The organism is Pseudomonas haemolytica (assembly GCF_009659625.1).
GTDB lineage: Bacteria > Pseudomonadota > Gammaproteobacteria > Pseudomonadales > Pseudomonadaceae > Aquipseudomonas > Aquipseudomonas haemolytica.
On the sequence record NZ_VOIW01000002.1, the window covers coordinates 451240 to 477004 of the forward strand.

At 54.8% G+C, this 25765-nt stretch carries 20 protein-coding genes and 1 pseudogene; 10 read left to right on the forward strand and 11 right to left on the reverse strand.

What is annotated here, in order from left to right; translation table 11 throughout:
- Positions 1–77 precede the first annotated feature (77 nt).
- The 10 genes and pseudogenes from pglX to FRT59_RS08265 all read left to right on the forward strand — a co-directional run bounded on the left by pglX (position 78) and on the right by FRT59_RS08265 (position 15790).
- Positions 78–3692: a BREX-1 system adenine-specific DNA-methyltransferase PglX gene (pglX, locus tag FRT59_RS08220; RefSeq protein ID WP_153870908.1), complete on the forward strand. Its 3615-nt coding sequence runs from the start codon at positions 78–80 to the stop codon at positions 3690–3692.
- Positions 3693–3714: 22 nt separating this feature from the next.
- Complete coding sequence (locus FRT59_RS08225) at positions 3715–6480, forward strand: ATP-binding domain-containing protein (protein WP_153870909.1); 2766 nt, start codon at positions 3715–3717, stop codon at positions 6478–6480.
- Positions 6477–7922 (forward strand): tetratricopeptide repeat protein, encoded by a 1446-nt coding sequence (locus FRT59_RS08230; RefSeq protein ID WP_153870910.1) that lies wholly within the window; start codon positions 6477–6479, stop codon positions 7920–7922. The genes FRT59_RS08225 and FRT59_RS08230 overlap by 4 nt, the downstream gene beginning before the upstream one ends.
- Positions 7923–8110: 188 nt before the next feature.
- Complete coding sequence (gene pglZ, locus FRT59_RS08235; protein ID WP_153870911.1) at positions 8111–10735, forward strand: BREX-1 system phosphatase PglZ type A; 2625 nt, start codon at positions 8111–8113, stop codon at positions 10733–10735.
- A 14-nt stretch (positions 10736–10749) separates the two neighbouring features.
- Positions 10750–12789: a protease Lon-related BREX system protein BrxL gene (gene brxL, locus FRT59_RS08240; protein WP_153870912.1), complete on the forward strand. Its 2040-nt coding sequence runs from the start codon at positions 10750–10752 to the stop codon at positions 12787–12789.
- Positions 12790–12810: 21 nt separating this feature from the next.
- Positions 12811–12933: pseudogene (locus tag FRT59_RS08245) on the forward strand (IS3 family transposase); the annotation flags it as partial.
- Between the two features lie 516 nt (positions 12934–13449).
- Positions 13450–13779, forward strand: a complete 330-nt coding sequence (locus FRT59_RS08250) for a hypothetical protein (protein WP_153870913.1) — start codon at positions 13450–13452, stop codon at positions 13777–13779.
- Positions 13780–14707: 928 nt separating this feature from the next.
- Positions 14708–14884 carry a DUF3606 domain-containing protein gene (locus FRT59_RS08255; protein ID WP_080753012.1) on the forward strand — a complete coding sequence of 59 codons (177 nt, stop codon included), beginning with the start codon at positions 14708–14710 and terminating at the stop codon, positions 14882–14884.
- 265 nt (positions 14885–15149) lie between these two features.
- Positions 15150–15359, forward strand: coding sequence for a hypothetical protein (locus FRT59_RS08260; RefSeq protein WP_153870914.1), 210 nt, complete (start codon positions 15150–15152; stop codon positions 15357–15359).
- 77 nt (positions 15360–15436) lie between these two features.
- Positions 15437–15790 (forward strand): hypothetical protein, encoded by a 354-nt coding sequence (locus tag FRT59_RS08265; protein WP_153870915.1) that lies wholly within the window; start codon positions 15437–15439, stop codon positions 15788–15790.
- A 153-nt stretch (positions 15791–15943) separates the two neighbouring features.
- On the opposite strand, the gene FRT59_RS08270 is transcribed toward FRT59_RS08265, so the two are convergent.
- The 11 genes from FRT59_RS08270 to FRT59_RS08320 are packed head-to-tail and all read right to left on the reverse strand — an operon-like array spanning position 15944 to position 25721.
- Positions 15944–16456 (reverse strand): lysis system i-spanin subunit Rz, encoded by a 513-nt coding sequence (locus FRT59_RS08270; protein WP_153870916.1) that lies wholly within the window; start codon positions 16454–16456, stop codon positions 15944–15946.
- A complete protein-coding gene (locus FRT59_RS08275) occupies positions 16453–16878 on the reverse strand; it encodes a structural protein (protein WP_153870917.1) in 426 nt (141 codons plus the stop codon). Before FRT59_RS08275 ends, FRT59_RS08270 begins: the two co-directional genes overlap by 4 nt.
- Before the next feature lie 57 nt (positions 16879–16935).
- Positions 16936–17190, reverse strand: a complete 255-nt coding sequence (locus FRT59_RS08280; RefSeq protein ID WP_153870918.1) for a hypothetical protein — start codon at positions 17188–17190, stop codon at positions 16936–16938.
- Positions 17187–17477, reverse strand: coding sequence for a hypothetical protein (locus FRT59_RS08285; RefSeq protein ID WP_153870919.1), 291 nt, complete (start codon positions 17475–17477; stop codon positions 17187–17189). Before FRT59_RS08285 ends, FRT59_RS08280 begins: the two co-directional genes overlap by 4 nt.
- Complete coding sequence (locus FRT59_RS08290) at positions 17474–18271, reverse strand: phage tail protein (RefSeq protein ID WP_153870920.1); 798 nt, start codon at positions 18269–18271, stop codon at positions 17474–17476. The genes FRT59_RS08285 and FRT59_RS08290 overlap by 4 nt, the downstream gene beginning before the upstream one ends.
- A gap of 55 nt (positions 18272–18326) precedes the next feature.
- The gene (locus FRT59_RS08295; RefSeq protein WP_233094168.1) at positions 18327–19229 is read right to left on the reverse strand and encodes a hypothetical protein; all 903 of its coding nucleotides are present in this window, start codon (positions 19227–19229) and stop codon (positions 18327–18329) included.
- A complete protein-coding gene (locus FRT59_RS08300) occupies positions 19229–19534 on the reverse strand; it encodes a hypothetical protein (RefSeq protein WP_153870922.1) in 306 nt (101 codons plus the stop codon). Before FRT59_RS08300 ends, FRT59_RS08295 begins: the two co-directional genes overlap by 1 nt.
- Before the next feature lies 1 nt (position 19535).
- Entirely contained in the window at positions 19536–23594 is a 4059-nt protein-coding gene (locus FRT59_RS08305) for a TipJ family phage tail tip protein (protein WP_153870923.1), read from the reverse strand.
- Between the two features lie 53 nt (positions 23595–23647).
- Positions 23648–24235, reverse strand: a complete 588-nt coding sequence (locus tag FRT59_RS08310) for a tail assembly protein (RefSeq protein ID WP_153870924.1) — start codon at positions 24233–24235, stop codon at positions 23648–23650.
- Positions 24232–25014 carry a C40 family peptidase gene (locus tag FRT59_RS08315; RefSeq protein ID WP_153870925.1) on the reverse strand — a complete coding sequence of 261 codons (783 nt, stop codon included), beginning with the start codon at positions 25012–25014 and terminating at the stop codon, positions 24232–24234. Before FRT59_RS08315 ends, FRT59_RS08310 begins: the two co-directional genes overlap by 4 nt.
- A 2-nt stretch (positions 25015–25016) precedes the next feature.
- The gene (locus tag FRT59_RS08320; protein WP_153870926.1) at positions 25017–25721 is read right to left on the reverse strand and encodes a phage minor tail protein L; all 705 of its coding nucleotides are present in this window, start codon (positions 25719–25721) and stop codon (positions 25017–25019) included.
- Positions 25722–25765 lie beyond the last annotated feature (44 nt).

A 25765-nucleotide genomic window follows, 5' to 3' on the forward strand; every position in this document is an offset into this window, starting at 1 on the left:
CAGCGCAACCAGTAGGAAATGAGACCACCTCCAGGCCGCAGTAAAGCGTCAGCTCAAGAAGATTAGGGAAAGCCCATATGAACACCAACAACATCAAACGCTACGCCCCCAAGGCACGCACCGCCTTCATTTCCGCAATGACCAAGCGCGCAGCGCTGTTTGGCATCCGCGAATCCAGCATGGGCATCGAACCGCTGGAACAGAAAGGAGATCTAGCCCTAATCGGCGATCGGCCTTTCCCGGCAAGCATAATTCGCCCCCGTGCCGCGCTGGTGAAAAAGGTCGAACAGATAGGCTTTGCCCAGGCCATGGAGCAGGCTGCCTACAGTTGGTTCAACCGCCTCTGCGCCATCCGCTACATGGAGCTCAAGGGCTACCTCGATCACGGTCGCCGCGTGCTCAGCCACCCGGATCAACCGGGTAGTTTTCAGATTCTCGACGACTGCCTGGATATCGATCTGGAAGGCCTCGACAAGCAGCGTATCGCCGAGCTAAAGCTGGACGGCACCAAGGACGAAGAGCTGTACCGCGAGCTGCTGCTAGCCCAGTGTCATGCTTTGCACCAGGCCATGCCCTTCCTGTTCGAGGCCATCGACGACGCCACCGAGCTGCTGCTGCCGGACAACCTTACCAAGACTGACTCGCTGATCCGCGAGCTGGTCGACGCTATCCCTGAGGAAGACTGGCAGGATGTCGAGATCATTGGCTGGCTCTACCAGTTCTACATCTCCGAGAAGAAAGATCAGGTCATCGGTAAGGTGGTTAAGAGCGAGGACATTCCCGCTGCCACCCAGCTGTTCACCCCCAACTGGATCGTCCAGTATCTGGTGCAGAACTCCGTAGGCCGCAAGTGGCTGCAGACGTATCCTGATTCGCGGCTCAAGACCACAATGCCCTACTACATCGAGCCCGCAGAGCAGACGCCAGAGGTGAAAGCCCAGCTAGGTGCAATAACGCCAGACAGTATCGACCCGTTGACCATCAAGGTACTCGACCCCGCTTGCGGCTCCGGCCATATCCTGGTCGAGGCCTACAAGGTGCTCAAGGAGATCTACACCGAGCGCGGTCACCGCAGCCGAGATATTCCGCAGCTGATTCTGGAGCACAATCTGTTCGGCCTCGACATCGATGACCGCGCCGGCCAACTTGCCGGCTTCGCGCTGATGATGTTGGCCCGCGAGGATGACCGCCGCATCTTTGGTCGTGAGATCAAGCTCAATGTGCTGTCTCTACAGGAAAGTGTCCATCTGGACTTCGCCGCGCTTTGGAATGCACTCAACCTTACCAGCGACTGGCAGCATGGCCGATCGCTGAGCCTGTTCGACAGCGAGCAGAGCGATCTAAGCGCCGCACAGGCCGACAACCGCTACCGTCTGCTGAAAGACACTCTGGCCCGCTTCAGTCAGGCTAAGACCTTCGGCTCGCTGATCGAGGTGCCGGCTGGGGATGCCGAGCCGCTGAGTGAGCTATTGGAGCAGTTGCGTCAACTGGTCCGTGACGGCGATGTGATGCAGAAGCCGGCAGCAGAGCAGTTGATTCCCTATATGCAACAGGCTTGGGTATTGGCGCAACGCTATGATGCCGTCGTGGCGAATCCGCCATATATGGGCAGTAAGGGCATGAATGCCGAGCTAAAAGCGTTTACCACTAAAGCTTATCCCAATAGCAAGTCGGATATGTTCGCCATCTTCATGGAGCATGCTTTCAGCCTGCTCAACGAAAATGGGTTCAACGCTCAGGTCAATATGCAGTCATGGATGTTCCTTTCCAGCTACGAGAAGCTGCGTGAATGGCTACTGGAGTCCAAGACCTTTATTACAATGGCTCATCTAGGGGCGCGAGCATTCGGGCAGATATCTGGTGAAGTCGTACAGACAACTGCTTGGGTGATTGGCAAGCAGCATGTGACACATTACCAACCTGTATTTTTTCGCTTGATCGATGGCAATGAAGAAGAAAAACAGCAGGCATTGCTAAGTCACTCAAATAAATTTTACAACACACAGCAGGATGGTTTTAAAAAAATTCCAGGTAGTCCGATTGCGTATTGGGTAAGCAAAGAGGAATTTCGTTGCTTCGAGGATTACCCAAGACTTTCGGAGTTTGCAACCTCATCTAATGGTATACAAACGGGGAACAATGATATCTATGTTAGATTTTGGGCTGAAGTTTCCACTCTAAACATTAATAAGAAATGGTTTCCATACAACAAAGGGGGACGCTTCAGGAAGTGGTATGGCAACTATGATTACTTGGTTAACTGGGAAGGCAATGGTCAAAAAATAAAATCGGAAAAAAACCATTGTGCTAGAGGTGAAGAGTTTTACAAAAAAGAAGGGATTACTTGGTCGGACGTTACGTCTGGAAAGCTTTCAGGAAGGCTCTTGCCTGAGGGTTTTTTGTTTGACGCATCAGGTCCTTCGGCGTTCTTCACAGATAGGCTACACGCTCTGTGCGGATTGGCTCTTATGAATACCAGCCATGCTAATGGTTGGTCAAAAATCCTCAATCCCACTCTGCATTTTCAGTCCGGTGATTTTAGGAAACTACCTCTCTCTCCTGAATTTGTTTCGAGTAAAACAGAAAACCTTGCACTGCAAGCTATAGAAAAAACCAAGAATGACTGGGATTCTTTCGAAACATCTTGGGATTTCAAGAGGTCCCCACTAGTTGGCTATCAATTAGCGATCACAGACATCATGAGCTCATACTTAAGTGCTCGCAAGGAATGGGAGACTTCAACGCTATCGGTCAAGTCAATAGAAATCGAGAACGCCACAAATTTTGTCGAGGTTTATGGGTTGAGCCAAGAGGATTTTTCAGAAATTTCTATTGAGGAAATAACCTTAGATTGCAACCCAAAATATCGTTATGGGGGTAGTTCCACGGACGAAGAGCTTGAGGCAAGGCTTCAATCCGACACCTTGACCGAGCTAATCAGCTACGTCATCGGCTGCATTATGGGTCGTTACTCCCTCGATCAGGAGGGACTCGTTTACGCCCGTGCCAGTAACCAAGGCTTTGCCGAACTGGTCGCTGAGGGTACCTATAAAACCTTCCCCGCCGACAGTGACGGTATCCTGCCCCTGACCGATCAGGAATGGTTCGCCGATGACGCCTCCAACCGCTTCCGCGAGTTCGTACGCACCGTTTGGGATGAGGAATACCTACAGGAAAACCTCGACTTTGTCGCTGAAAGCCTCTGCCTCTACGCCATCAAGCCCAAGCGTGGCGAGTCGGCGCTGGACACCATCCGCCGCTACCTGAGCACCCAGTTCTTCAAGGACCACCTCAAGGCCTACAAGAAGCGCCCCATCTACTGGCTGTTCAGCTCCGGTAAGCACAAAGCCTTCGAGTGCTTGGTCTACCTGCACCGCTACAACGAAGGCACCCTGGCACGCATGCGTACAGAGTACGTCATTCCCCTCACCGCCAAGCTCAATACCTACGCAAACAAGCTAGCCACGGACATCGAAAACGAAACCGTCACGTCCGAGAAAAAGCGCCTGGAAAAAGAGCTCGCCACCCTGCACAACCAACAAGCCGAGCTCGCCACCTTCGACGAAAAACTTCGCCACCACGCCGACCAGCGAATTAGCCTGGATCTAGATGAGGGCGTGAAGGTGAACTACAGCAAGTTTGGAGATTTGTTGGCTGAGGTTAAGGCTGTAACTGGCGACAAGGGCGACTGAGCATCCGCATGGAGCATTACCTATGGCACTGAAAGCATTCCGCGGCACACCCTTCGAGCATACGCACGAGAATCGAGCCTTCAACGAGCTGTTTGATTTGCTCGACGAACACTGTTCGGTTTCTGGACAGGACTGGTACCTGCTGGGCAATTTCTATGTGGGCAGCCGTGAACTGGATGCCATGGTGATCAAGCCGAACGCGGTGATCATCCTCGACTTCAAGGAGTTCAGTGGAAAATTACAGTTTTCCGAAGATGGCCCTTGGTTGATTGAGGATGAGGAAACGGGGAGCAACGTCCAAGTAAAGGGCGGTGCCAGCGTCAATCCGCTGCGCCAGTTACGTATCAACAAAGGGGCCATGCTTGATTTTTTGAGCCGAAACTTTACCAATCTGAACGCGACCTGCAACTGGCGGCATGCCGCTGCGTTGGTAGCCTTTCAGGGCCCGATTGAATTCGATCAACGCCAGTTGCCCGGCTCGATAAAGCCTTGGTTCCATATCAGCGATATGGCCAGGATCGTTCGCGATCTGGACGCCATCGTCAGCCGGGAGATCTTTCTATCGCGCGAAAACATGGAGCGCCTCACTGCTCAGCTGGGAATTGATCCTTTTGTTCCGGCAGGCGCTCCCAAACTCAATCGACTGAGTGGACGGGCGGCCTCGCGACCTGACGGAAGCAGATTGACTCAGCAGCAGAGTCAGGCACTGGGCAAGTTCTCGACATGGCTGAAATCTGGCAGCGGCGTATTTCGTCTCGCCGGCATGGCATCGACCGGCAAGCGCTTCCTGTTTCCCCTACTCGTGGATGCATTGAAAGCGAGTGGCTCCGAACTGATTTTGTTAACTCCCAGCGCACGTATTTCTTCGACTTATCACCACACTGCTGCAGAACCTGTCTCGATCTATACATGGTTGTACAGCTTGCAGCCCAGTCGCTTTGAGACGAAAGATGGCCGCAAAGTGGGTATTCACGAAGTAAAATCGGATCTTAACTTAGACGGCAAGATACCCGTATTGGTTGATGCCCACCTGCTGAGTGACGAGGAGTTTGATGCAAGTGAACGACGCTATGGCTCCGGGCGGCTGATTCACGATTTTCTCTCGGTGATTGCAAAGCACAAAACGCCCTTTGTGGTTATCGGCGATCCCTATCAGATGCCAAGGGGATCCGTACAACGGTCCTTGATCAGTGGCGAGATGCTTGAGCAGTTAGGGCTCGGCGTTGTGAATCACCGCTTAACCGATCAAATCCTAGACGATGAGGATGATGCGCTAAGCAAGCTCCAGGCACATCTGGTGGATAGTCTGGACAAAGATCGCTTTAACAAGTTACCGCGCTGTTCCGGCCTGCGGCTTGAAGTTCTCAGGAATGCAAAGTCTCGAACCTGGGTACCGGACACGTCTAATGTCCGGGCAGAATCCATGCTGGTTTGCAGCACTCATGAGCAAGCTGCAAAAATAAATGGTGCAGTGAAAACTCAAATTCTTGGCCATGCCAATCCGACTAAACTGGCAATGGGTGATCGGATTGACTTCCATAACCGCACTCCGATCCTGGCCCTTGAGTCAGATAAACCCAATCAAAGTGCGGTGCCTTGGATCCGCTCCGGCGAGATTGGCCTTGTCGACTTTGTTGAAGACACAATGGAAACCCACCTGATTCAACTTCGTGGGCGCGAAGAGAAAATCAGCCTTCATTTCCAGCGCGCCAGATGCCGAATTCCAAGCTTTGGAGAGGTGGAGTTCCGTTATTTTGTCGATTACTTTGAAGCTGAACGACCTGACATAACTGGCGACCAGTATCTCGCGCTTCAAGTACTGGCTAGGCAGCTTGCCAAACCAGTGCTTGAGCTGCGTAAGAAACAACTACCGGACAAGAGTGATCCCCTTTACAAGCAAGCAAGGGCGGAATACGACAGGTTTGAGTATCAGATTTTGCAAACACAAGGGTATCTGTCTGCCGCGCAGATCCGTCCGGCCCATGCATTAACCGTGCATCGCGCTCAGGGACGTCACTGGCCAAGTGTCTGGGTTAATGCCTCACGCAGCGCCTCCAGTGAAAAGCCCAATAACTCGGACTACTTCCGCTGGCTGTATACCGCCTCGGTCTGTGCATACGAGATGCTCACGATCCGTCAGATGCCATTTCTAAGCACTCTGAGCAATGCCGCCGTAAGCCGTGCTCATGACGTGAAGATCGGCAGTTTTGCGCTTAAGCGTGGCTTGTTTTATGACGTGACTCGCCAACCCACCGAGCAGGAAGCCTCGATGGTTATGCCGATGGGCTTTAACGAGTTGACGCTGCGACCCCTGCTTCTTGAGTTAAGCGAGCGGCTTGAAGGTTCGGACTGGGGCCTTGACGATTGGCGTGAGCACAGCTACCAGGTCGTCATCACGCTTACCAGCAAAACAAACGCCACGAGCATTAAAGTTAGGCTACATTACGACAAAAAACTTGCCATTACCAACGTGGTTTATCTCGACGGTAGCGAGACTGAACAGCAAGCCATTCAAAGGTTTCTGACTAAGCCTTACCAGCCGCAAAGTGCGGCCTTGGCTGAAGCAGTCGAGACCCTTGAGGAGCTCTTGGCTGAGCATGGCTTTTTCATATTCGAGGCTTCGGAGACCAGCTACCGAGTGCAGTTAATGCTTGCAGCGGATAACGAGGGCGTTGAAATTCAAGTCAATGCCGACAAGGAAGGAATGATCAGCTCGATTCGGATAATGAAAGCATCATCAGAGAACATCGCCCAAAAGCTGGAGAAAGCTTTGGCGGTGCAATCATGAGCATCTTTGATGAAATCCGCGATCACAAATCGCGCGCAGACTTTGAAGGTGCATGGCAAGTAGGCTACCCGACATTCGAGCAAGACGCTGGAAACACATTCCTGCAGACGTCCTTATTCTGGGTCATTTATGCGGAGCTGAAAAAGCTACTTGAGCCTTTCAAAACACGTGATAACAAAACGCCTCATCCCAATGAGCAACGGCTAATTGATCTTTGGGCCTCACGTATTCTCTTGCTTCAGTTAGAGCTGCCTAACGAGCTAATTGACTATCGCCTGTGGAGTCTTTTCCGCGAGACTGGAAAGTTCTGCGACCCAATCTGTCTTTTCATTCTGCAACGCGGCAGTTCCCTGTTTAGCCCTGACGATCACAATCCATTTAGTACCGATAAAGGAGAGTCTCCTAGTGTTGTGCTGCGACTGGCACGCATGGTGGCCGTAAATTACCTGCACAAAGGCCTAGACAGTCCCCTTCCTGTAAGTCGAGTCGTCGCATTTTTAAAGTACGCCTTGGATAAAGCGGAAGACTCACCGCAAGGGAAAATATGGCTTGAATACGATAAAGCCAGGATTTTTGTAACTGCCGGTGACATCGTGAGGGCACGAGACGCCTATCTGTCTGTGCTTAGAAACAAGCGCGGCGAATCCTGGGCATGGTTTGGCTTGGCCAAAACCTATGAAAACGAACCGGAAAAAGCTATTTGCCTAGTTTCTTTCGGCTTAACCTGCGCTCACGACCCCAAGTTCAGCATACCAGGACTGGTGCGACTGGCGGAGTTACTTGCCCAGACAGGCGTGTATGATTACGCCTCAAAGGCACTGATAAAACTGACAAAAATCTACAGCGATAATGGCTGGGCGCTTAAAGACAGCATCGTTGAGCTTACGTCATCTGCATGGTTTGACGCATCGCTGGATACCAGTGATCTTGATGCTCATGTAGAGGAACTCGCAATAGGTGCCAACAAGTACGCCATGGCCAAACCAACCTACTTGTCAGGTGTACTTCTTTCAGTACACGAGTCAGGTAAAGGCGCCACGATTTATATCCACAGAGATCTTAAATTTTCTGCGCGAAAGGCTGTATTCGAAAATCGAAAAATCCCTAAGCCTGGAACTCTTGTGAAGATCTTTTGCGACATGGGCTCTGAGAGACAGGATGTCGTTTCGGTTGAGAACATACAGGTGATTGAGACTCAGGATATCCGTTCATTCAAAGGAAGCTTGAAAGTAAGCGAAAAAGGATTTGGCTTTGTAAATGGCGACATTTTTGTCCCGCCAGGTCTGGTTGAAGGCGTACAGCGGGACGCCGAGGTTGCCGGCGCAGCCGTTATGTCTTTTGACAAAACCAAGAGCAAATACGGCTGGAAAGCTATTACCCTGTTTAAAGAAGTCGGCTCACCAAACTCAGCCAAACTCGGACAATTGCAGGGCCAGCCATGAATTACAACTACGGCGACAATCTTGGCTCTGCCAAAATTAAACCTCCGGATGTTTCAAGGAATACATCTACGCTGAAAAAAACGTACATATTGATGAATTCCGGGCCGTCAGGGATGCATTGTTGTCTTACGATGACATGTCCCACGCTGACCTCTCGTTTCCAGTTTCAGGCTTAGGCGAATAAGTGCATGGACACCCAACAACTGACCCAAGGCCTGAATCAGGCATTCTTCAAAGAACACCACCGCATCGTTTTCTGGTACGACCCTGAGCAGGGCTTCACGGATGAACTCGGCCAGCTTGATCTGCCCGGCGTTCAGGTGCTGAACATGCAAGGGCATTCCACCTTCGGTACCAAGCTCAAGCTGGAGCTCGAGGACACTGGAGGTAAGTACCTGCTTTATTTCCCTTGCGCAGAACCAGACGCGAATGATGACTGGCTGCTGGACATCAAGCTGTACTCGCGCAGTTTCTACGCTGACAAGGTGTCACTGATATTCAATGACCTGGGCTTGCACCAGCAGGTGCTCCGCGAACATCTAGCCAAGCGTGAGCGCTTCCTTAGCAGCAAGGCTCGTCTAGCTAGCCTGAAGCGTTTGATCCAACCAACTGACACTGAGCATGGGTTGGATCTGGCAATGATTGCCGTTGTGCTGGGTGCAAGTGGCAGTGACGTCATGACGCTGGTTTGCACCGTGGCTGATGGTGCCGTACGTGACGATTTGGGCCTTGAGCAGAATCCAGCGGTCATCGAGGAGCTGTACAAGTTCGGCCTAATGCCGGCGTTGCTGCAGGCCTTGCGTGAAGAGGTGGGCTATCCGGCCTCCATCGAGGAGATCAGTGGAGATAAACCCTTCAGCTTTGGGCATTTCCTTATTCGACTGCTGGCAACCGGGTTCTGCGAAAGCATCGGCGATTTACCCAGCTGGGCCTCAGCGATTGCTATTCCGTCAGCCAGCGCACGCGCTACTTCACGTGCACTGCTTTCCCGCTGGCGTGACAGCTCACGGTTTTACCAGGCCTATGATGAGATTTCCGGCTGGGTCGGTGAGGCCCTGCATATCACCCAGAAAATTTGTGAAATCTCGTTGGAGAGCTTGGCCAATGTTGCGACTTTCGAAGCCGTCGAGCGGCAGATCATTGTCGACCTGACCAAGGCTATTCCGGAGGCAGATCCGCGTGACCTCGGCCTGTTTTCGAAGATCATCTCCGAGCGACTGGATAACTACTGGGCGACTCGCCATAAGGATGATGAGACACGCCGCAAGTACCGGCTGCTATACACGGCGCTGTCGGCTGCAATCGACCTATTTACGCAGCGTCACCAGCACGCTGCAGGCTTCCATTTCGCCAGCACCGAGGCGGTGTACAAAGCCTATGAGAGTGAGTTGTACCGTTTTGACACGGCTTACCGCCATTATTTCGCTGCCTCTCAGCGCGCCCACGTCGAGCTGCTGAAGAAGCTCGATGAAGCCGTCGAGCAATGCTATGCCTATTGGTATCTCGATCAGCTCGGACGCTCATGGGGCGACCGTGTTGAGGCCGAACAGCGCTTGGAACGCTGGAAAATACCTGGCGTACCTAACCAGCAGAATTTCTATGAGCGTTGGGTAGCGCCCTTGTTGGAGGGGCATCGTAGCAAGCGCGTTGTAGTGATCATCAGCGATGCCTTCCGCTATGAAGCCGCAGTCGAGTTGTGCCAGCGTATCAATGAAAAGCGCTACAGCAAGGCCAGCCTGAATAGCCAGTTGGGCGTATTACCGAGTTACACCACGCTGGGCATGGCATCCCTGTTACCACACCAGGCACTGGAGTATCGCGAAGGCAGTGATGGTGTTTTCGTAGACGGACTCAATACTGGCAACACCATCGCTCGCGACAAAGCTCTTGCCCGGCATGGCGGCATGGCCGTGACCGCACTACAGGTGAAAGAGTGGTCCCGTGACGCTGGGCGTGAAGCGCTGAAGGATCAGCAGCTGGTTTACGTCTATCACAACGTGATCGATGACCGCAGTGACAAAGGCGGCGGCTCCGAGGTGGATACCTTCCACCACGTCGAGTTCGCCATTGAGGAGCTGACCGAGCTGACCCGCAAGATCCTCATGCACTTCAACACCAGCACGGTGTTGATCACGGCCGATCATGGGTTTCTCTTCCAGCAGAGCAAGCTTGAGGCGGCGGATCGCACCTCACTCGCAGAGAAGCCGGATAGTTCGATCAAGAGTAAGAAACGCTATGTCATTGGCCATACTCTGCCTGCTGCCAAGGATGTCTGGCAGGGATCGACCAAGCAGACCGCGGGCACAACATCGGACACTCAGTTTTGGATACCCAAAGGCGCGAATCGTTTCCACTTTGTCGGCGGTGCACGCTTCGTCCATGGCGGGGCCATGCCTCAGGAAATCGTTGTGCCTGTGCTGACGGTAAACCAGTTGCGCGGTGAGAAAGCGGAGAAACGCACCAAGCGCAAAGTCGGGGTGATCTCGCCGAAATCAGCCCTGAAGATGGTCACCAATATCCAGCGCTTTGACCTGATCCAGACCGAGTCGGTCAGCGAGCAGGTGTTGCCGGTTACGGTTGCTGTGTCGATCTACGAAGGGGAGCAGCCGGTCTCCAGTGAGGAGGTTGTGACGTTTGACTGTGCGACGGACTCCATGAGCGAGCGCCTTAAGCAGGTACGCCTGTCACTATCAGGCAGCGATTTCGACCGGCAGAAAGATTACTTCCTGGTGATCCGCGATAAAGATTTGAACACTGAGCTTGAGCGCTACCGTGTGACGATTGACCTGGCCTTCACCGACGACTTTTTTTGAGAGCACGACACTAGATGGAAACCCAAGTGGATAAAGATCTCGATCAGTTGCTTAACGAGCACTTTGCCGGTCGCGTGGTGCGCAAGGATCTGACCAAGCTGATAAAGGAAGGCGCGAACGTACCGGTTTACGTGCTGGAGTACTTGCTGGGTATGTACTGCGCGTCCGATGACTCAGAGGTGATCGAACAGGGCCTGAAGAACGTCAAGAAAATTTTAGCGGAGAACTATGTTCGACCGGATGAAGCCGAGAAGGTCAAGTCTCTAGTTCGCGAGCGCGGCACGTACAAGGTGATCGACCGAGTCACCGTGCGACTGAATGAAAAAAAAGACCGCTACGAAGCCTCTTTCAGCAACCTCGGCATCAAGGACGCTGAGATCTCTGCTGGCATCGTCAAAGAATACGAAAAGCTCCTTGTAGGCGGCATCTGGGTGATCGCAACGCTGAGCTATTACCACGAGGAAGGCCAATCGGGATCTCCTTTTGGCGTCACGCTCCTCAAGCCGATCCAGATGCCGAATATGAACATGCAGGAGCTGTTCACCGGGCGCGCTGCGCTGAATACATCGCAATGGCGCGAGGCCTTGATCCGCTCCATAGGCATGGAGCCCTCGACCCTGGATGAGTCAGTGCAGTGGCATTTACTGGCCCGCATGGTTCCCTTCGTGGAGAACAACTACAACGTCTGCGAGCTCGGCCCACGCGGTACAGGCAAGAGCCATATCTACAAGGAGTGCTCACCGAACAGCATGCTGGTGTCCGGCGGCCAAACCACCGTCGCTAACCTGTTCTACAACATGAGCAGTCGCCGCATCGGTCTGGTCGGTCTTTGGGATGTGGTGGCCTTCGATGAGGTGGCCGGCATCAACTTCAAGGACAAGGACGGCGTGCAGATCATGAAGGATTTCATGGCCTCCGGTTCGTTTGGTCGCGGTCGCGAGCAGATGGAAGCCTCAGCCTCCATGGTCTTCGTAGGTAACATTAACCAGAGCGTTGAATCGCTGGTTAAAACCAGCCATCTGCTGGCCCCGTTCCCTGAGCAGATGATCGACGCAGCCTTTTTCGACAGATTCCACGCCTACATTCCTGGCTGGGAAATCCCGAAAATGCGCCCAGAGTTTTTCACTAATAGATACGGACTAATCGTCGATTACCTGGCTGAGTTTTTCCGCGAAATGCGCAAGCGCAGCTTCGCCGACGCCATCGACAAGCACTTCAAACTGGGTAACAACCTAAACCAGCGCGATGTGATCGCAGTACGCAAAACAGTATCCGGTCTGCTCAAGCTGCTCTACCCACACGACGTGTTCACCAAAGAAGACGTGCGCCAGTGCCTCGAATACGCACTTCAAGTCCGCCGACGCGTGAAAGAACAGCTAAAGAAGATCGGTGGAATGGAGTTCTACGATGTTCACTTCAGCTACATCGACAACGCAACCCTCGAAGAACACTTCGTCACCGTGAAAGAACAAGGCGGTGGTGGTCTTATCCCTGAAGGGCCAGGAAAGCCCGGTTTTATCCACACTATAGGCTTGAGCGGCAAAGGCATGCCTGGGCTATATCGGATCGAACTGCAGGTGACCAAGGGGACTGGCAAGCTAGCTACCTCTGGTCTATGGAACTCCAGCTCTGCCAAAGAACAGGTGAAAATTGCCTTTGACTACTTCAAGGCCAACGCCTCGCGCATCAGCGCCTCGGCTAAGGTGCTGGAGCACGACTTCCATTTACATGTGGTTGAACTGCAAAACACCGGCCCTCTTACTCATATGGCACTACCCAGCCTAGTAGCTTTTGCTTCCGGCCTAATGGGCAGGCCTGCGCAAGGTCAAATGGTCGTGCTCGGTGATATGAGCTTGGGCGGCAGCATCACGCCAGTTGAAAGTATCGCCGAGTGCCTGCAAGTGGCTTTCGACGCGGGAGGAAAGCGCGTTGCGCTTCCTATGAGCAGTGCCAAGGACATCCCCAGCATCCCAGCCGAACTGTTCACCAAGTTTCAGACCAGCTTTTATGGCGAACCAGTAGAGGCTGTATTTAAGGCAATGGGCGTGGATTGAAACGAGTCCATCTATTAGCAGATGACCGAGAAGCTGCTGCCCGTGGCAGACGTGTCGGCACGCTTGGGCGTGTCGACTCATAGCCTTTATGCTCGGATAAAGTGCTACAGCAAACCTCAAGTGCAGCGAACGCAGGAGGATGATTAACACGTGAGACTACCTATGCTGGGCTGACTAGTGATCGATGACGGTGCGTCGATGGATAACGATGGTGAACAGGGAGGCCTGAGACTGACGGACAAAATGAATGCAGGCGAACCGTTGATGACTGTTGGAAGCGTTGCGGTGGTACCACGAAGCACAGGGGACGCAACCAGCTGCGGAAATGGAGAAGCTGCGTCTCAAAGCGGAAGTGCTGTTCACAGCAGTTAACGAGTCTCCGCGCCAGGCTCTTGGTGATCCTGCGCCTCGGTTGCGTTGAGCCCCCTCGGAGCTACAAAGGGAGCAACACCCCAAAGCTGACATCGGTACCGTCGACCCTATATTGGGAGGCTCGGCAGGATTGGGTTTGAGGTGATGAAGACACAGTTCCTCTTCTTCAGGAATAACGGCCGGTAGAGAAGCATGGCAAGCAACCGGCTTGAGCACCAGTTTTCGAAATGCTGGCTTGGCCCATTGATTCACCCTTACAATTCCACTCTAACCAAGGAGTACAATCGGATGGCGTTTTACATCGAAGGTATGGGTGAGGCTGTGATTAGCCTTCAAAATGAGGAATTTCGGGTTGACTCCGATACCTTGAAGCAAGGTGATACTGTCCAGACAAGTCAACAAGCCTATGATGAGGACGACGTCGACTTCGAAACTTCGTTCTTCGCTACGACGCGGGGTGAAAACACCGAAGCAAAGCAGCTCTTCACATGGAAGGTGGAGTACACCCAAGATTTCAGCACTGGCAAGCTATCCATTAACGCCACTGAATGTGTAACTCCAGGCGTGCTAATGATAAAAGACCTCGGTTTCAGTGTGGCCGTGGATGAAAATGAGTAATTAAAAGGAAGTTTGCACCGGGCGCTTTACTTTAAGCGCCCATTGCCTCAGCCATTGCATGCCCTGACGATGGATGGGCGCGCAGCTACATCGAACCTACTCAATTTAACGAGCTTCGAGAAAGCCGTACTTTGGCAGTCGCTTCGAGCTTTGTCTGACTACACCATCTCGGGCCTTCTTCCGAACACCAGAAAAATAGCCCCCTCTACAACGCTCACCATGCGACGATCTCCACTCAGTCAATGCCAGCGTAAAGGGGTCACGCCTACACCGCCCCCAGACCCTCTGACTGACGCCAAAAGCACCTCACTGTTGCGGATGTTACGGAACTCTGCCACCCGCAGGACAAAAACACCTACATTACAAATGTTGGTGATCGACCTCACCCTGATTTGCCATATCCTTCAGGTGGTGATCAGAAAAAAAATCTGAGTACAGCTCGTCGTGCCGATATCAGCCAGTGCCCGTCAAGAGAAAGATCGCGACAAGGAACAGACCGCAGCCAATACAGTCATAACAGGAGCTTTGACAGATTTCAACGCGACGAAGCCCTGTATGGCGCACTCTACGAGCTTTTTGCTAACGGTGACCCAACGGTGACCAAAATGATCAAACGCCAGAAGCAACAAAGCCCGGTCGTTTCCGAACCGGGCTAAGTCATTGAAAAATATGGTCGGGACGGAGTGATTCGAACACTCGACCCCTAGCACCCCATGCTGGGGACTGTAGCTCATTAACCTATTGTTTTATAAAGAATAATTGCCTTACCCCTGGCGGCAAATAATCCGCATTTTTGTGCTTATGCAAACCGTAAACCGTGGCCTGTAGCGTAGGTTTTGCGCGGAAACGCTGCCAGCCTACCGATTCCTAGTAATGGTCTATGCTGGATTGGCTTGGACTGCCCCAGGCCCCAAAAAGGAATATGAAGATGGCCGATGATCTGCACAACCGTGGACCGCAAGACCGGGCGCGCGTGAACACGTCCGAAGCTTGGGAACTCAAGTACTGGACTAAAGAGTTTGGCGTGACCGAAGAGCAGTTGAAGGCTGCCGTTAAGGCGGTTGGACCGATGGTCGTCGACGTCCGTAAGAAACTCGGAAAGTAAAAAGCTCCTACGCCCTGCGCCGAGCGCGGGGCTTTTGGCCACCACCATGTCAAGGTGACCCCAGAACGCTTGTAACCTATTGATCCACAAGATAAAAGCGCCAATTTAGGAGCATGCAAAAGCTACCTTTACACCCTATAAGAATCAATAACTTAGCGTTGTATATTCCTACAGTGGTTCCCCCTCCCCGGCGTCCTGCCGACAAAACACAAATACCCAAAAACCACGCTCGCTACTACGCTGTTCGCTCTCTGGAGGAACACCGATGCCGAATTCAGATCTACTCCCTTCCCTACTCTCTAAGCTCTACGAAAACCAACTGGCCCTCGAGGCCTCTATCATGGAGCTCTCAAACTGGGTTGAGCAACGCGGCTCCGCTGACGTGGCCGATAATATTCGGGGCGCTCTTCACACCATTGATGAGAATGAAGAGTTCATCAAGCTAACCCTCGGCGTCCTCATGGCGCCAGACTGAACACCTCTCGTCGGCTCAAATCGCGCCACGTCAAAACCTCGATTACTGTACGCACATACAGTATTCGAGATTTTGCTATGGATGTTGACATGGACACCGATGATTGGCTTGGTTGCCCCACTCCACTGGAGATGTACCAGCACCAATGCTCAATCCTCGTGGATGAGCTGGTGGAGACTGAGCGCATGCTGCGTCGAGCGCGGGTGAATATCGCTGGCTTGGTGCAGATGAATGACCTGCTGATGACTGGAAAGGCCGAGACAGAAGTAAAGCTCGCTGAGACACTTGAAAAGATCAGCACTCTGGAAGAGCAGTACTCGTTTGCCTCGGTGCAAAGCGTGAAGATTGTTACCAGACAGCGCGACGATCTGATCAGAGAGAATCAACGGCTGAAGGTCGAGCTTAGCGTGTACAAGCAGCCATTAACCTAAGGCTTTGAGAAATACCACATAACGAAAGCCACGGCCGCAACCCAGCCGAGCGTCAGCAGAAACGAGAGACCTGCAAGCCGCCTATCCATTTCGCCCTATCAATAGTTCATTAAGCCCAATACGAACGCACCCACAGAGACTAGTTCAGTTGCCTCAATGCGCAATCCCTCTGACGTACGCCTGGCACGCACGCAAGGCAATCAGGGCGTTATCGCCGTCGTCGGTGATGCGGATAATTCTTTGAGCATGCGCTGGGTCAAGTTGGGCTCTACGGGCTGCATGAACCACGCCGCCGGCGCCGGGGGCGGTAGGCACGTTGCAGCCACTGGCTGAATCCTCGATGAGGACTGACAGCCGGACATCAGCAGTGGCAAGGCGATCACGCAGGCGAGCCTGATTGCGTTGGGCATCGAATAATTCCTTGGTGTGTTGTTGATCGGATTCGGCCAAGAGCTGCTCGAGGGTCATCCGCTTGCCCTGCTCGCCTCGGGCCTGGGCGGCAGCTGCATTGCTGATCGCGGCCAGGTCATCCGTATACAGGCCGGCCTGCTCGGCGAGCTTCTTGCCCATGCGCCAGTCTTGAACCTGCCAGGTAACGCCGGCGGCACCGGCCATCAGCACCAGAACCAGCACCACCAGTCCGGCCAGCTTCTGCGCGGGCGTCATGCCAGCGCCCGCCGCACGCCTTCCGCCAGCACCGCATCAGGGTAGGCATACCCTGCGTTCTCGTGATGAATGATCGCCTTGACGAATCCCGCCATCACCGCCGGCCGGGCCAGGTCGATCTCGGCGCCAGGCCGGGTGCCGGTGTTCGCTTCAACGGCACGCACATACGCGCCAGTGTCGTTCTCTACCGAGGGCGCCCACCGGCTTATGATCGCTTTCACGGTCTTCAAGCCATGCTTGCGCTGGTAGGTCAGCAACAGCTTGCCCAGGGCGCGGATACCGTTCTCGGCAGTGTCGAAGCGGGCGAAGCGCTTCTCAATGGCCGGATCTGGCTTGAGCTGTCCTTGCCATTGATTTGCCGGGTTGTAATCGATGTTGCCCGGGTTGCGGTTGCGCACCCCGCGACTTTCAGTAATAGGCATGGCTTTCTCCAGGCATAAAAAAACCCGCTCAAGGCGGGTGGCGGTGTACTGGTAGCTTTAGGCGTCTAAGGCGGAAGCGCTCACCGGCAGCGGGAAGCGCGCCTTGATCGCGGCCACTGAGGCCAGCCACGCGGTGTAGTCAGGCTCCAGACCACGGCTCAGGGCGTCGTAGTCGGCTTCCAGCCTGAGCGGATCTGACTCGGACAGGTAGGCAGCACGGCGCGAAGCCAGGACAGACTCAAGGGCGGCACGCTCTTCATCCGCATGGCGTTGCTCGGCGGTGACCATCTTGCTGAAATCGATATTGCTCATTGGGGAAGACTCACTTTGCCGTCTGACGGGTTGACGATATCGGCGGGGTAATTCGCTGCGGGTGAAGCATCATCGCCGCACGGCAACAGCAGGGTCAGCGTCAACTCACCGCCGATACGCGTGATATCACCCACAACAAAGTCGCAGTCCACAGCTGAGGCCGGTAGCACTGCACCTTCAGGCACTCCGCGGAAGTCGAAGCGCTCACCATTGATAGTCAGCACATCGCTGCGCTTGGAAACGATCAGTTCGTCATCCCGTCTCTGTGGCGACAATTTAATAATCATGCTTTCCATCTCCCGACAGCGCTAAATCGAAACTCATAGGAATAGGCGGTGTTATTGCCCAAAGCGGTGAAGCTTGGGAACGACGCAGACGCCGAGACCCCCGTGTTGATGAATGACCCCGACAGTCCATAGAACTGTTTTGATGCGTAAATCTGTGCACCCTGCCCTGCGGTGTAGAACACCAGCGCAGTCGAGACCAGCGGGGAACCTACGAAGGCGTGAGCCGGGGTGATAGAAGGACTGATCGATGCGCCAGGCGCGATGGTGGCTGTTACCAGAATCGTGTTAGTGCAGATCAAGGTGCCGTCAGCGAATTTGGTGTAACTGCCATTCGCGTTGGTTCCTGACTCCAGGATCGCGCCGCTGGCCACGACACCTACAACATCGGCCAATGCGCCGCTCTTCAACTGCAGTGCAGCCCGAGCTCCCACAATTGTCGAGGCACCGGTACCGCCGTTGGCGACTGGCGCAATAGTGGCGCTCGACAAAGGGCCAAGGCCTGCCAGGGTAGAGCCCCACTGTTGAACCATCAGGTTCACTGCGTCAGCCAGCGCCTTGGGATAGCCGTTGACCGGTACAACACCGTACGCAGCGCCGGTCGCTGTCGCCCCTCGATAAGCTGGGGAGATCGAGATGGCCGTGTCACTAGAAGGGTTGATCACTTGATAAATCCCATTATCAGGACCGGCAAACAGGTCCCCAGAACGAGCATTCGAAAACTTTGTCCCCGTCCCAGTTACAACGGTGCTGCCGTTAGTAACTGCGACTGTTCCTTCCGTGTACCAAGAAGCCATACGTATCTCCAGGCAAAAAAATGCCCGCACTCGGCGGGCTCTTTAAGCTCATTGTTCAATTGAATGGAAATGGCAGGTTTGCCGTTTCGATGACCAAAGCAGTAGGCAGCCTATCCGTCGGAACTTGCGAAAAGCTTGGCGGCATTGGAGTACCTGTCACAACCATCGGGAAATCTTCAGGTGTTCCTCCTGCAGGCCCGAACATAAACTGAATACCACCAACAGTACCGCCACATCCTTCGCTCCCACCGTAACGGTATGTTATTTTCGTCTCATTGTTTCCGTACAACCAAATCTGACAGCCCCGACTCCATGGGAGATAGGCGGCATACTCAACACCCGATTTGATGCTTATCGTAATCTTGGCGGTGAATATATTTGACTGGTAACTGGGTGGCGTCTGGCGTTGTTCTACAGTCAGAACAGCATTGGCGTACGGCCTGCTTCCACTCGGTATCGGATATTGTGTTGCTTGAGTGCCAGTTGGTGGAGGCGCCTGTATTGCAGCGACGACATTCAATGCCAGTTGCAGCGAGTTAAACGTCGTCGCTCCATCTGATTGCCGTGTCTTCAGGTATGGAGATCCAGCAAATACATCCTTCATCAAGTCAAAACAATAGAACTTAGTGCTTACGCTTGCATTGGTGTAGAGAAACGTCATCGAGTCGCCAGCGATCTTTGTCCCCTGCAAGCACCCGCTACCAGTTAGAAACACAATCGGAGACGTAGCACCTACCACTGTAAAACCATAAATCACATCCGAAAACGCTAAATCAGAACTAACAATTGTATCAGTCCAACTGCCTCCCCAGTTCGGATCAACGTTTCCGCCTTTAAGCCTTCGACGCCTCCAGCACTCTATTACGGTCAAATTGCCGCTTTTTACTAAGCCATATGTTATTTTTCCCGTATCAAATAAAAGACTACCATCCTGTTTTTTAACTACGAGATTAGCCATTAATAATAACCGTAGTAAATAATGCAATTGGCGGAAAAATTTCCCCAGCCATTGGTGTTATAGCGGTAGACCCAGGAAAGGACACCGTTGGCGATAACCGCCGCAGGGAGCTTTCCTTTTTCCAATTGCAGATCCTGAAGTGGGACAACGACTGAAAACTGAGTCTTACCTGCTGGGGGCGGTGGGATAGGTATTGAACCGTTTGCAGAGTTGGTGACCACTGATCCCTGGGTCTGGCTAATGTTCATGGTCATATCGACCTTAACCAGACCTGTATCGCGATCTCGAATAACTAATCCGACCATTTTAAAGGCTCAGGTCAATACCAACCACACCGTTGGCGTAAATGAATTTAAGGAATGTATTGGTTAGCCTCATAGTTCCAAGGCCAGCAATGTTCCCGTTCATCTCAAACGTACCGTCAAAGGAAAGCCTCCACCCCGAAACCCCCGCCACGTAGTTATTTGACTGTATGTAATCACCAATCATGGCGTTAGTGATCATGCCGGTCTTGATCACTGCCGAACTGATAAATACCTGCCCTCCAGAAACCACAAAAGGGAAAGTTTCTACGCCGCTGGCCTCATCGACAATGGCAAAGCGCTGGGCGAACGCCAGGATCTCCGACGTTTCTCCGTCACTACCCAATGCCAGGGCCGCCATTACTTTCTTACCGTTGGCCGTGGTCTGAGTTTTGATCGTGGTCTGAGCGGACACCTTACCGTCAAGCCCTACCACTGCCTGACTTACCTGCTGAACCGATGCGTTTGTCTGTCCAAGGCTGGCTTGGACGGTATCAGTCCGCTTCGCCTGCACATCTATCGCGGTGGCTCTAATCTTTTCCTCCTGCTGAATAAGCCCTTTCGCGTCATCAACCCCAGCCTGTAAGGTCGTCAACCGTTCAGCGGTAGCGACTTCGCGAGATGCTTCAACGCGCATTTGCTGGGCGATACTTGCGGTGGACTCATACGCCTTCAAAGCCCCAGCCAGCTCGCCAGCACCGTCATCACCACGTACAGATGCTCGCAGCGATTCATTACTGGACGCCTGAGCCGTGACCCGGCCATCCAAGTTGGTGACCTTGGTATCGAGCCCAGTGATTGCCTCGGCCTGGCCTGCAATCGCACTGCCCTGCCCTGCAATCGTCTTGCCCTGCTCGTCAACGAGGCCTGAAACTGCCGTGAGCCCGCTCCTGAGCTGCGTTACCTGGGTTGCTGCTGTCTCCCGATTGGAGGCGACAACCTGCTCAAGAGTCGTCAGCCCTGACTTGTTGTCTCCCACCTGAGCCCCGAGCGTGATCAACTGCTGAGCCATTGCATCTTTTTCGGTTGCGCGAGTTTTGCGCTCAACTGCCAGGTCAGCTGTCGACGTCCACGCCTTCAAGGCTCCGGCCAGGTCTCCGCTGCCGTCATCACCGCGGGCCGCCGAACGCAGCGCCTCTACCGATGTGGCGGTTGCAATGATCTTGCCGTCGATTTCTTCGATCTTGGTTTCGATGATCTGGACTTGAGACACCAGTGCATCAGTGGTTTCAAGGATGGTGCCGATGTCGATCCAATAATCTGCGTCAGGTGGTGCCTCTCCCACGGGCACCGGGCCTTTTGCTTGGTAGAGACGTTGATCAAGCCGGACGATATCGCCCTTCAGATATGGCTTTGCAGGGTCGTAGGCGAGCGCATCACTTACCTGCTTGATCAGATCCTCCAGCTCTTGCTTGGCTTCCTCGAGTCGCTCATTTACCGACCCTGGCCCATCGCCTGTAATCAACTCGATCTCTTCGCGCAGGCTTTGATACAAGGCCCCCTTGCCGATCTTGTCTGCAAAGTATTTCTCATACTCAGCTTGATCCGAGCTGGCCTGGCCGTTGACGGCGCCGGTCACCGGAAAGAAAGGCCCGACGTTACCCGTGCGGTCCACCAAGCGCGCCCAGAAGAACAGGCTCGCCCCAGCCAATAGACTGTGCATCTCATGCGATGCTTGTGGATAGCTAAGGTCGCTGAGCTTGGTGGCGGTCTCCAGAGCGGGAGACTGGCTGTACCAAAGCTCCGTCCGCTGCGTGTCCTCGGCACCTGGTGGGAAACCCCATTGAATACCGACGCCATAGATCAGGCTGGTGGTGGTCAGGAACGACACCGCCGGCGGCAGGCCTACCTTGCCTTCCAGGTTGGTCAGTGCCGATGTTACCGGGATCGAAGAAACGTTGAGCGCGCTCACCGCCCGCACCCTGGCCATGTACTGGCCCGAGTAGATACCGCGAACGTCGACCATCTGCTCGGCGGTGCGCGGCACAGTGATCCATTCCCGAGCGCCCCACTTCCACTCGACGTCATAAGCCACAGCGTTTGGCGCTGCATCCCACGCAATCGACATCACCGTTACCGCAATACCCTGCTCAATCACTACGTGCTGACTGAGCATGACGCGGGCCGGAGCGTCCTGACTGCCAACCGGAATACCCGTAATTGGTCGAGGATCAACAACGGCGCCGTTATCGATTGCGGGGAACTTGCTTGGGTCATGCTGGATTACTTCAAGCTGGTACTGATGCCACTCCGGACGCGTCACGTTGCGAACGTAGAACTGCATCAGCTTCAGGTCTTCGTAGTCGAGAATCCATCCGCACTCCGCTTGGGGCTGCTCGCTAAAGTCAGCCATGACCGTCACATCCCGGCCCGCAACGGACTTCACCGCCCGCCCTTCGGACTTGCCGCTGGGAAGGTTGACCATCAGGCGCGCGCCAACCGGTACCACCGTATCGCGATCCAGCGTCACCATTCGACCAGCAGCCGCGGCGATCCGCCCGCCGTTGTTGCGGCCCACCAGCATTGGATCGGCCACGGCGATAATTTGCCCAGGCTTGGGAATGTCACCGTCAAGGCCTACACGAAACACTCCGCCCTGGGTTTGTAGCTTCTCGGTGAGCGCAGCCCACTGCCCTGCACGCTGTGCTTGGCCCAGGGATGTGCAGCCAATGGCGCCAACCGTGGTTTCACGCACGATACCGCCCAGTTCTACCATGGCCTCATCATCAAACACGGGCTCTTTGTCGGTTTCAAAGCCCTGGTCTGGATTGTCCCAGCCGACCATGTAGAGAGTGTGCCGATCACGCGCCCGGGTGCCTTCGTACTTGATGGCGCCGTTGTTCAGGATCTGCGTTTGGTTGTAGGTGTATACCGGGTCGCCGGGCATGTCGGCATTGACCACGATCTGGCTACCGTCCCAATAGGCCAGGCCATGGAAGATAGAGGCCAGATCCTGTAGGACTGCATAGGCTTCTGCCTGTTTTTGGAAATACAGGTTGCAGGTGAAGCGCGGCTCCATGCCGCCCTTGCCGTCCGGCACCATCTGGTCGCAGTACTGCGCGATGCGATAAAGCGACCAGCGATCAACCATTGTTGCGTCGATGCGGTCGCCAAGACCGTAGTACGGGTGCAACACCAGATCATAGAAGATCCAAGCCGGGTTATTGGTGTAGGCCTCTTTGAAGGTGCCGTCCCAGATACCGTTACTGGTACCGGCGCCCGACGTCGCGTAGGTGCGGGTCTCCGCGCTGTAGTTGGTTGGCACCCGAATGATGCGACCGCGCATCAGCACGGCAATCTTGGCGATGTCTCCGCCGAAGGTCTGGGCGTCGTACTCGATGCTGCTGACGGCGGTTAGCGGGTATTCCTGATCACTATCGACAACCTCCGCGATGGCCTTGACCACCATCTGGTCGGCCACCAGGTCGGAGTTGGCATTCGGAGTCAGGCGGCGCACACGTATTGTCCACCGGTTGCCGGCGGGCAGCTCAAGCCGATGGGCGCGCTCGTACTCGGTGACGTTCTTCCGGTCGACAAACGAGAGCAGCACTTCCACGTACGGGCCATTGTCCGTGGAAATATCCACGGCGTAATCAATGCGCACGCCGTTGATGTTGCCGGCGGAATCCTGGCTGCGAAGCGTTGGCCAACTCAGGCGCAGCCGCACCGCGTCGAGAACCGGGTTGGTGATGCTGTGCAGCCAGGGAGTGCCAAAGATCAGCTCTTGCTTGACGTCGATCTCGTTGCTGGACTCGGTATTGCCCTCCAGACGAGCCTGATTCAGCTCACCGTTACGGAACTGCCATTTGACGCCTGGGTAGTTCAGCGTGCCGTCCGGCCCCTGAATGGGCATGCCATCCAGCTTGATCGAGCGCAAACCGTCAACCGGCCCAACGATTGGTCCCCAGCTCCACATGTAGAGGATGCGCGCGGTAGAAATCGACGGAACGCTATTCTGCGCAATGCTTGGCTTTTTCTCTTTGGCCTGGCCGCCTTTGCTGCCGATCACGGCGCGGCGGGTGCGAGCTGCGGAGCGGGACGTCTTCTTTGCTACTGCGCTCATGCGCCCTCCAGAATGCAAAAACCCGCCTGAGCGGGTTCATTGTTTAAGCTGAATCAGATGGTGTCTTGCGTGTACACCCCGCCAGATTCGACGGCGCCGCCCACCTCACGCTCACCGTAAAGCAGCGGGTAAGGGTTGCCCTGGGCAATAGTGGTCACCGCGCTGCCGAAGCCGTAGCTCGGGTTGTTACCGTCGTCGTTCTTCCCTTCGGCGCTTGCCTTGGTGGTCGGTGACAGCATTTGCACAACACCGCCCAGGCCCACAGCTGCGCCGGCGGCGAGCAAGCCCATGCCCAAGGTCGAGGTGGTGCCACCGGTGAACAAGCCAGCCACGATCAGCACCACGCCGAGCAATGTCTGAAACATGCCCGCCTGCTTGCTGCCCTGGATAATCGGCTGAATTCGGATGTCGCCTTCGGCGCGACCTACAAATTCAAGCTCCTGTTCACTGACGTTTCGCTCGTCAACAAACACCGCGAAGACCATGCCGCGCTCGTGCGCCGTACGCATGAACTTCTCGAAGCCCGGCTTCATCGCGCACAGTGCGGCAGTGGCATCGTGAATACCATTCAGATCGAGGCGGTACTCTTTGCCGAACTTCTTGCCCAGCACCCCGCCGAGCTTGATGGTGCGAATCGTCATGGCCGGTAGTCCTTGTGCCGGAGGATCAGCTTGACCCGGTTGGCCATCGACCAGCCGTAGATTTCACGGGCAGCCAGGCGGCCGGGCATGTGGTGGTAAATGAATGGGCCGGAGCCACCGAGCTTCGGCGCCGGCTCGCTGAGTAGCGCGGGCTCATCGCCTAGATAAATCACTGCGTGGTTTGGGAAATAACACTCCCGCCCAGGCGTGGGGATCTGCAGCACCAGCATGTCGCCGCGCCTTGCCTCGTTGACCTGGTAGAAACCGGTGGCTGCAAAGTTGTCCTCGTAGAGGCTCGGCCCGTCTTTCTGCTCCCACCACAGATCGGCGCGCTCGAAGTTCGGCAGTTGCAGTCCGGCCTCGCGCGCGTACCAGTCGCGGCAGGCGGCCCAGCAGTCCAGCAGTCCATGGGAGAAGTCGCGGCCCAGCAGAGGTGCCTGGAAGCCGGACGGCTTGAACCATTCAATGTCACCACCTGGCCAGCCCACAATACCCCAGGGCAGCTCGTGCAACTCGCAGCTGACCCGGTCAGCCATGCTCGGCGCCGGCGCTTTATCCGGGTGGCTGTGGATGATCGCCAGCACTTCGCCGCGATCTTCGGCGCGGGCCATATCCTTGTGATCGATCTGGAAGTGTTCTCGCGGTGTGGTCGCCAAGTTCGCGCACGGCACGTACTCGCGGCCCTCGGCAGATTTAATCAGCACCCCGCAAGCCTCGGCCGGGTAAGCCCGCTCGGCATGCGCGCGGATCTCGTCCTGCAATTTCTGATTGATGCGCATGACTACCTCGAACTTGCAATAAGGCTTGCGCCCATGGATCCACCGAAGCGGCGGGTGTTGCCCCGGATCTTGCAACTGCTCCACCACCCCCCGCAGCGGTCGAGCGCGGGGTTATCCGTGGGTTGGTTCTTCTTGTCGAACATCGCAGCCCCTGTATAGGCACAAGCCTCCTGCCGATAACCGCCACGGCACGCCCACCGGCAGAGCTTGGTGATCTGCTGGGCCGGCAGCATCTGCCCTTCCATATCCGTGGGGCTCGACAGCGAGAACGTGACCGAGATACTGGGTAGCGCCTCCGTCTTCTGCTCGATGAACCAGAGGTTTGTTTTCGATTGGTCGCTGGCTTCCGGGTTGCCGTCGGGAAAGTTGGCGGCATCCAGGAAGTGGCGAAACGTCTCGATCACTTTGACCCGGGCGCCGGCCAGGTCTCGGAACTGGAAGCACAGAGCGGTGATCGCCCCGCGCACCCCGCCGAGTTCGTCATCCACCTGCAGCGTGGGCGTGGCCGGGCGTCCGTCTCCGCGAATGTCGAAACCTTTGGCCTCGATCTGGAGCGGAGAGTAGAGCTGCCCCTGCCAGATGATGTCGCCCTCATGGGCGTGGCCATGGAAGCGCCAGACCGTAGCGCCCAGGCGTGTAGCGTCCAGCTGGTACAGCCTGATCTGGTTACCGGGCTCGAGCTTTTGAATATCGGTGTTGTAATTCATAGACCCTCACAAACGCAGATCCCCGCATAAAGTCGGGGCTCTGG

Excerpts from the sequence above, each read along its gene's own strand:
- pglX (WP_153870908.1), top strand. The coding sequence starts at position 78 with ATGAACACCAACAACATCAAACGCTACGCCCCCAAGGCACGCACCGCC.
- FRT59_RS08225 (WP_153870909.1), top strand. The coding sequence starts at position 3,715 with ATGGCACTGAAAGCATTCCGCGGCACACCCTTCGAGCATACGCACGAG.
- FRT59_RS08230 (WP_153870910.1), top strand. The coding sequence starts at position 6,477 with ATGAGCATCTTTGATGAAATCCGCGATCACAAATCGCGCGCAGACTTT.
- pglZ (WP_153870911.1), top strand. The coding sequence starts at position 8,111 with ATGGACACCCAACAACTGACCCAAGGCCTGAATCAGGCATTCTTCAAA.
- brxL (WP_153870912.1), top strand. The coding sequence starts at position 10,750 with ATGGAAACCCAAGTGGATAAAGATCTCGATCAGTTGCTTAACGAGCAC.
- FRT59_RS08250 (WP_153870913.1), top strand. The coding sequence starts at position 13,450 with ATGGCGTTTTACATCGAAGGTATGGGTGAGGCTGTGATTAGCCTTCAA.
- FRT59_RS08255 (WP_080753012.1), top strand. The coding sequence starts at position 14,708 with ATGGCCGATGATCTGCACAACCGTGGACCGCAAGACCGGGCGCGCGTG.
- FRT59_RS08260 (WP_153870914.1), top strand. The coding sequence starts at position 15,150 with ATGCCGAATTCAGATCTACTCCCTTCCCTACTCTCTAAGCTCTACGAA.
- FRT59_RS08265 (WP_153870915.1), top strand. The coding sequence starts at position 15,437 with ATGGATGTTGACATGGACACCGATGATTGGCTTGGTTGCCCCACTCCA.
- FRT59_RS08270 (WP_153870916.1), bottom strand. The coding sequence starts at position 16,456 with ATGACGCCCGCGCAGAAGCTGGCCGGACTGGTGGTGCTGGTTCTGGTG.
- FRT59_RS08275 (WP_153870917.1), bottom strand. The coding sequence starts at position 16,878 with ATGCCTATTACTGAAAGTCGCGGGGTGCGCAACCGCAACCCGGGCAAC.
- FRT59_RS08280 (WP_153870918.1), bottom strand. The coding sequence starts at position 17,190 with ATGAGCAATATCGATTTCAGCAAGATGGTCACCGCCGAGCAACGCCAT.
- FRT59_RS08285 (WP_153870919.1), bottom strand. The coding sequence starts at position 17,477 with ATGATTATTAAATTGTCGCCACAGAGACGGGATGACGAACTGATCGTT.
- FRT59_RS08290 (WP_153870920.1), bottom strand. The coding sequence starts at position 18,271 with ATGGCTTCTTGGTACACGGAAGGAACAGTCGCAGTTACTAACGGCAGC.
- FRT59_RS08295 (WP_233094168.1), bottom strand. The coding sequence starts at position 19,229 with ATGGCTAATCTCGTAGTTAAAAAACAGGATGGTAGTCTTTTATTTGAT.
- FRT59_RS08300 (WP_153870922.1), bottom strand. The coding sequence starts at position 19,534 with ATGGTCGGATTAGTTATTCGAGATCGCGATACAGGTCTGGTTAAGGTC.
- FRT59_RS08305 (WP_153870923.1), bottom strand. The coding sequence starts at position 23,594 with ATGAGCGCAGTAGCAAAGAAGACGTCCCGCTCCGCAGCTCGCACCCGC.
- FRT59_RS08310 (WP_153870924.1), bottom strand. The coding sequence starts at position 24,235 with ATGACGATTCGCACCATCAAGCTCGGCGGGGTGCTGGGCAAGAAGTTC.
- FRT59_RS08315 (WP_153870925.1), bottom strand. The coding sequence starts at position 25,014 with ATGCGCATCAATCAGAAATTGCAGGACGAGATCCGCGCGCATGCCGAG.
- FRT59_RS08320 (WP_153870926.1), bottom strand. The coding sequence starts at position 25,721 with ATGAATTACAACACCGATATTCAAAAGCTCGAGCCCGGTAACCAGATC.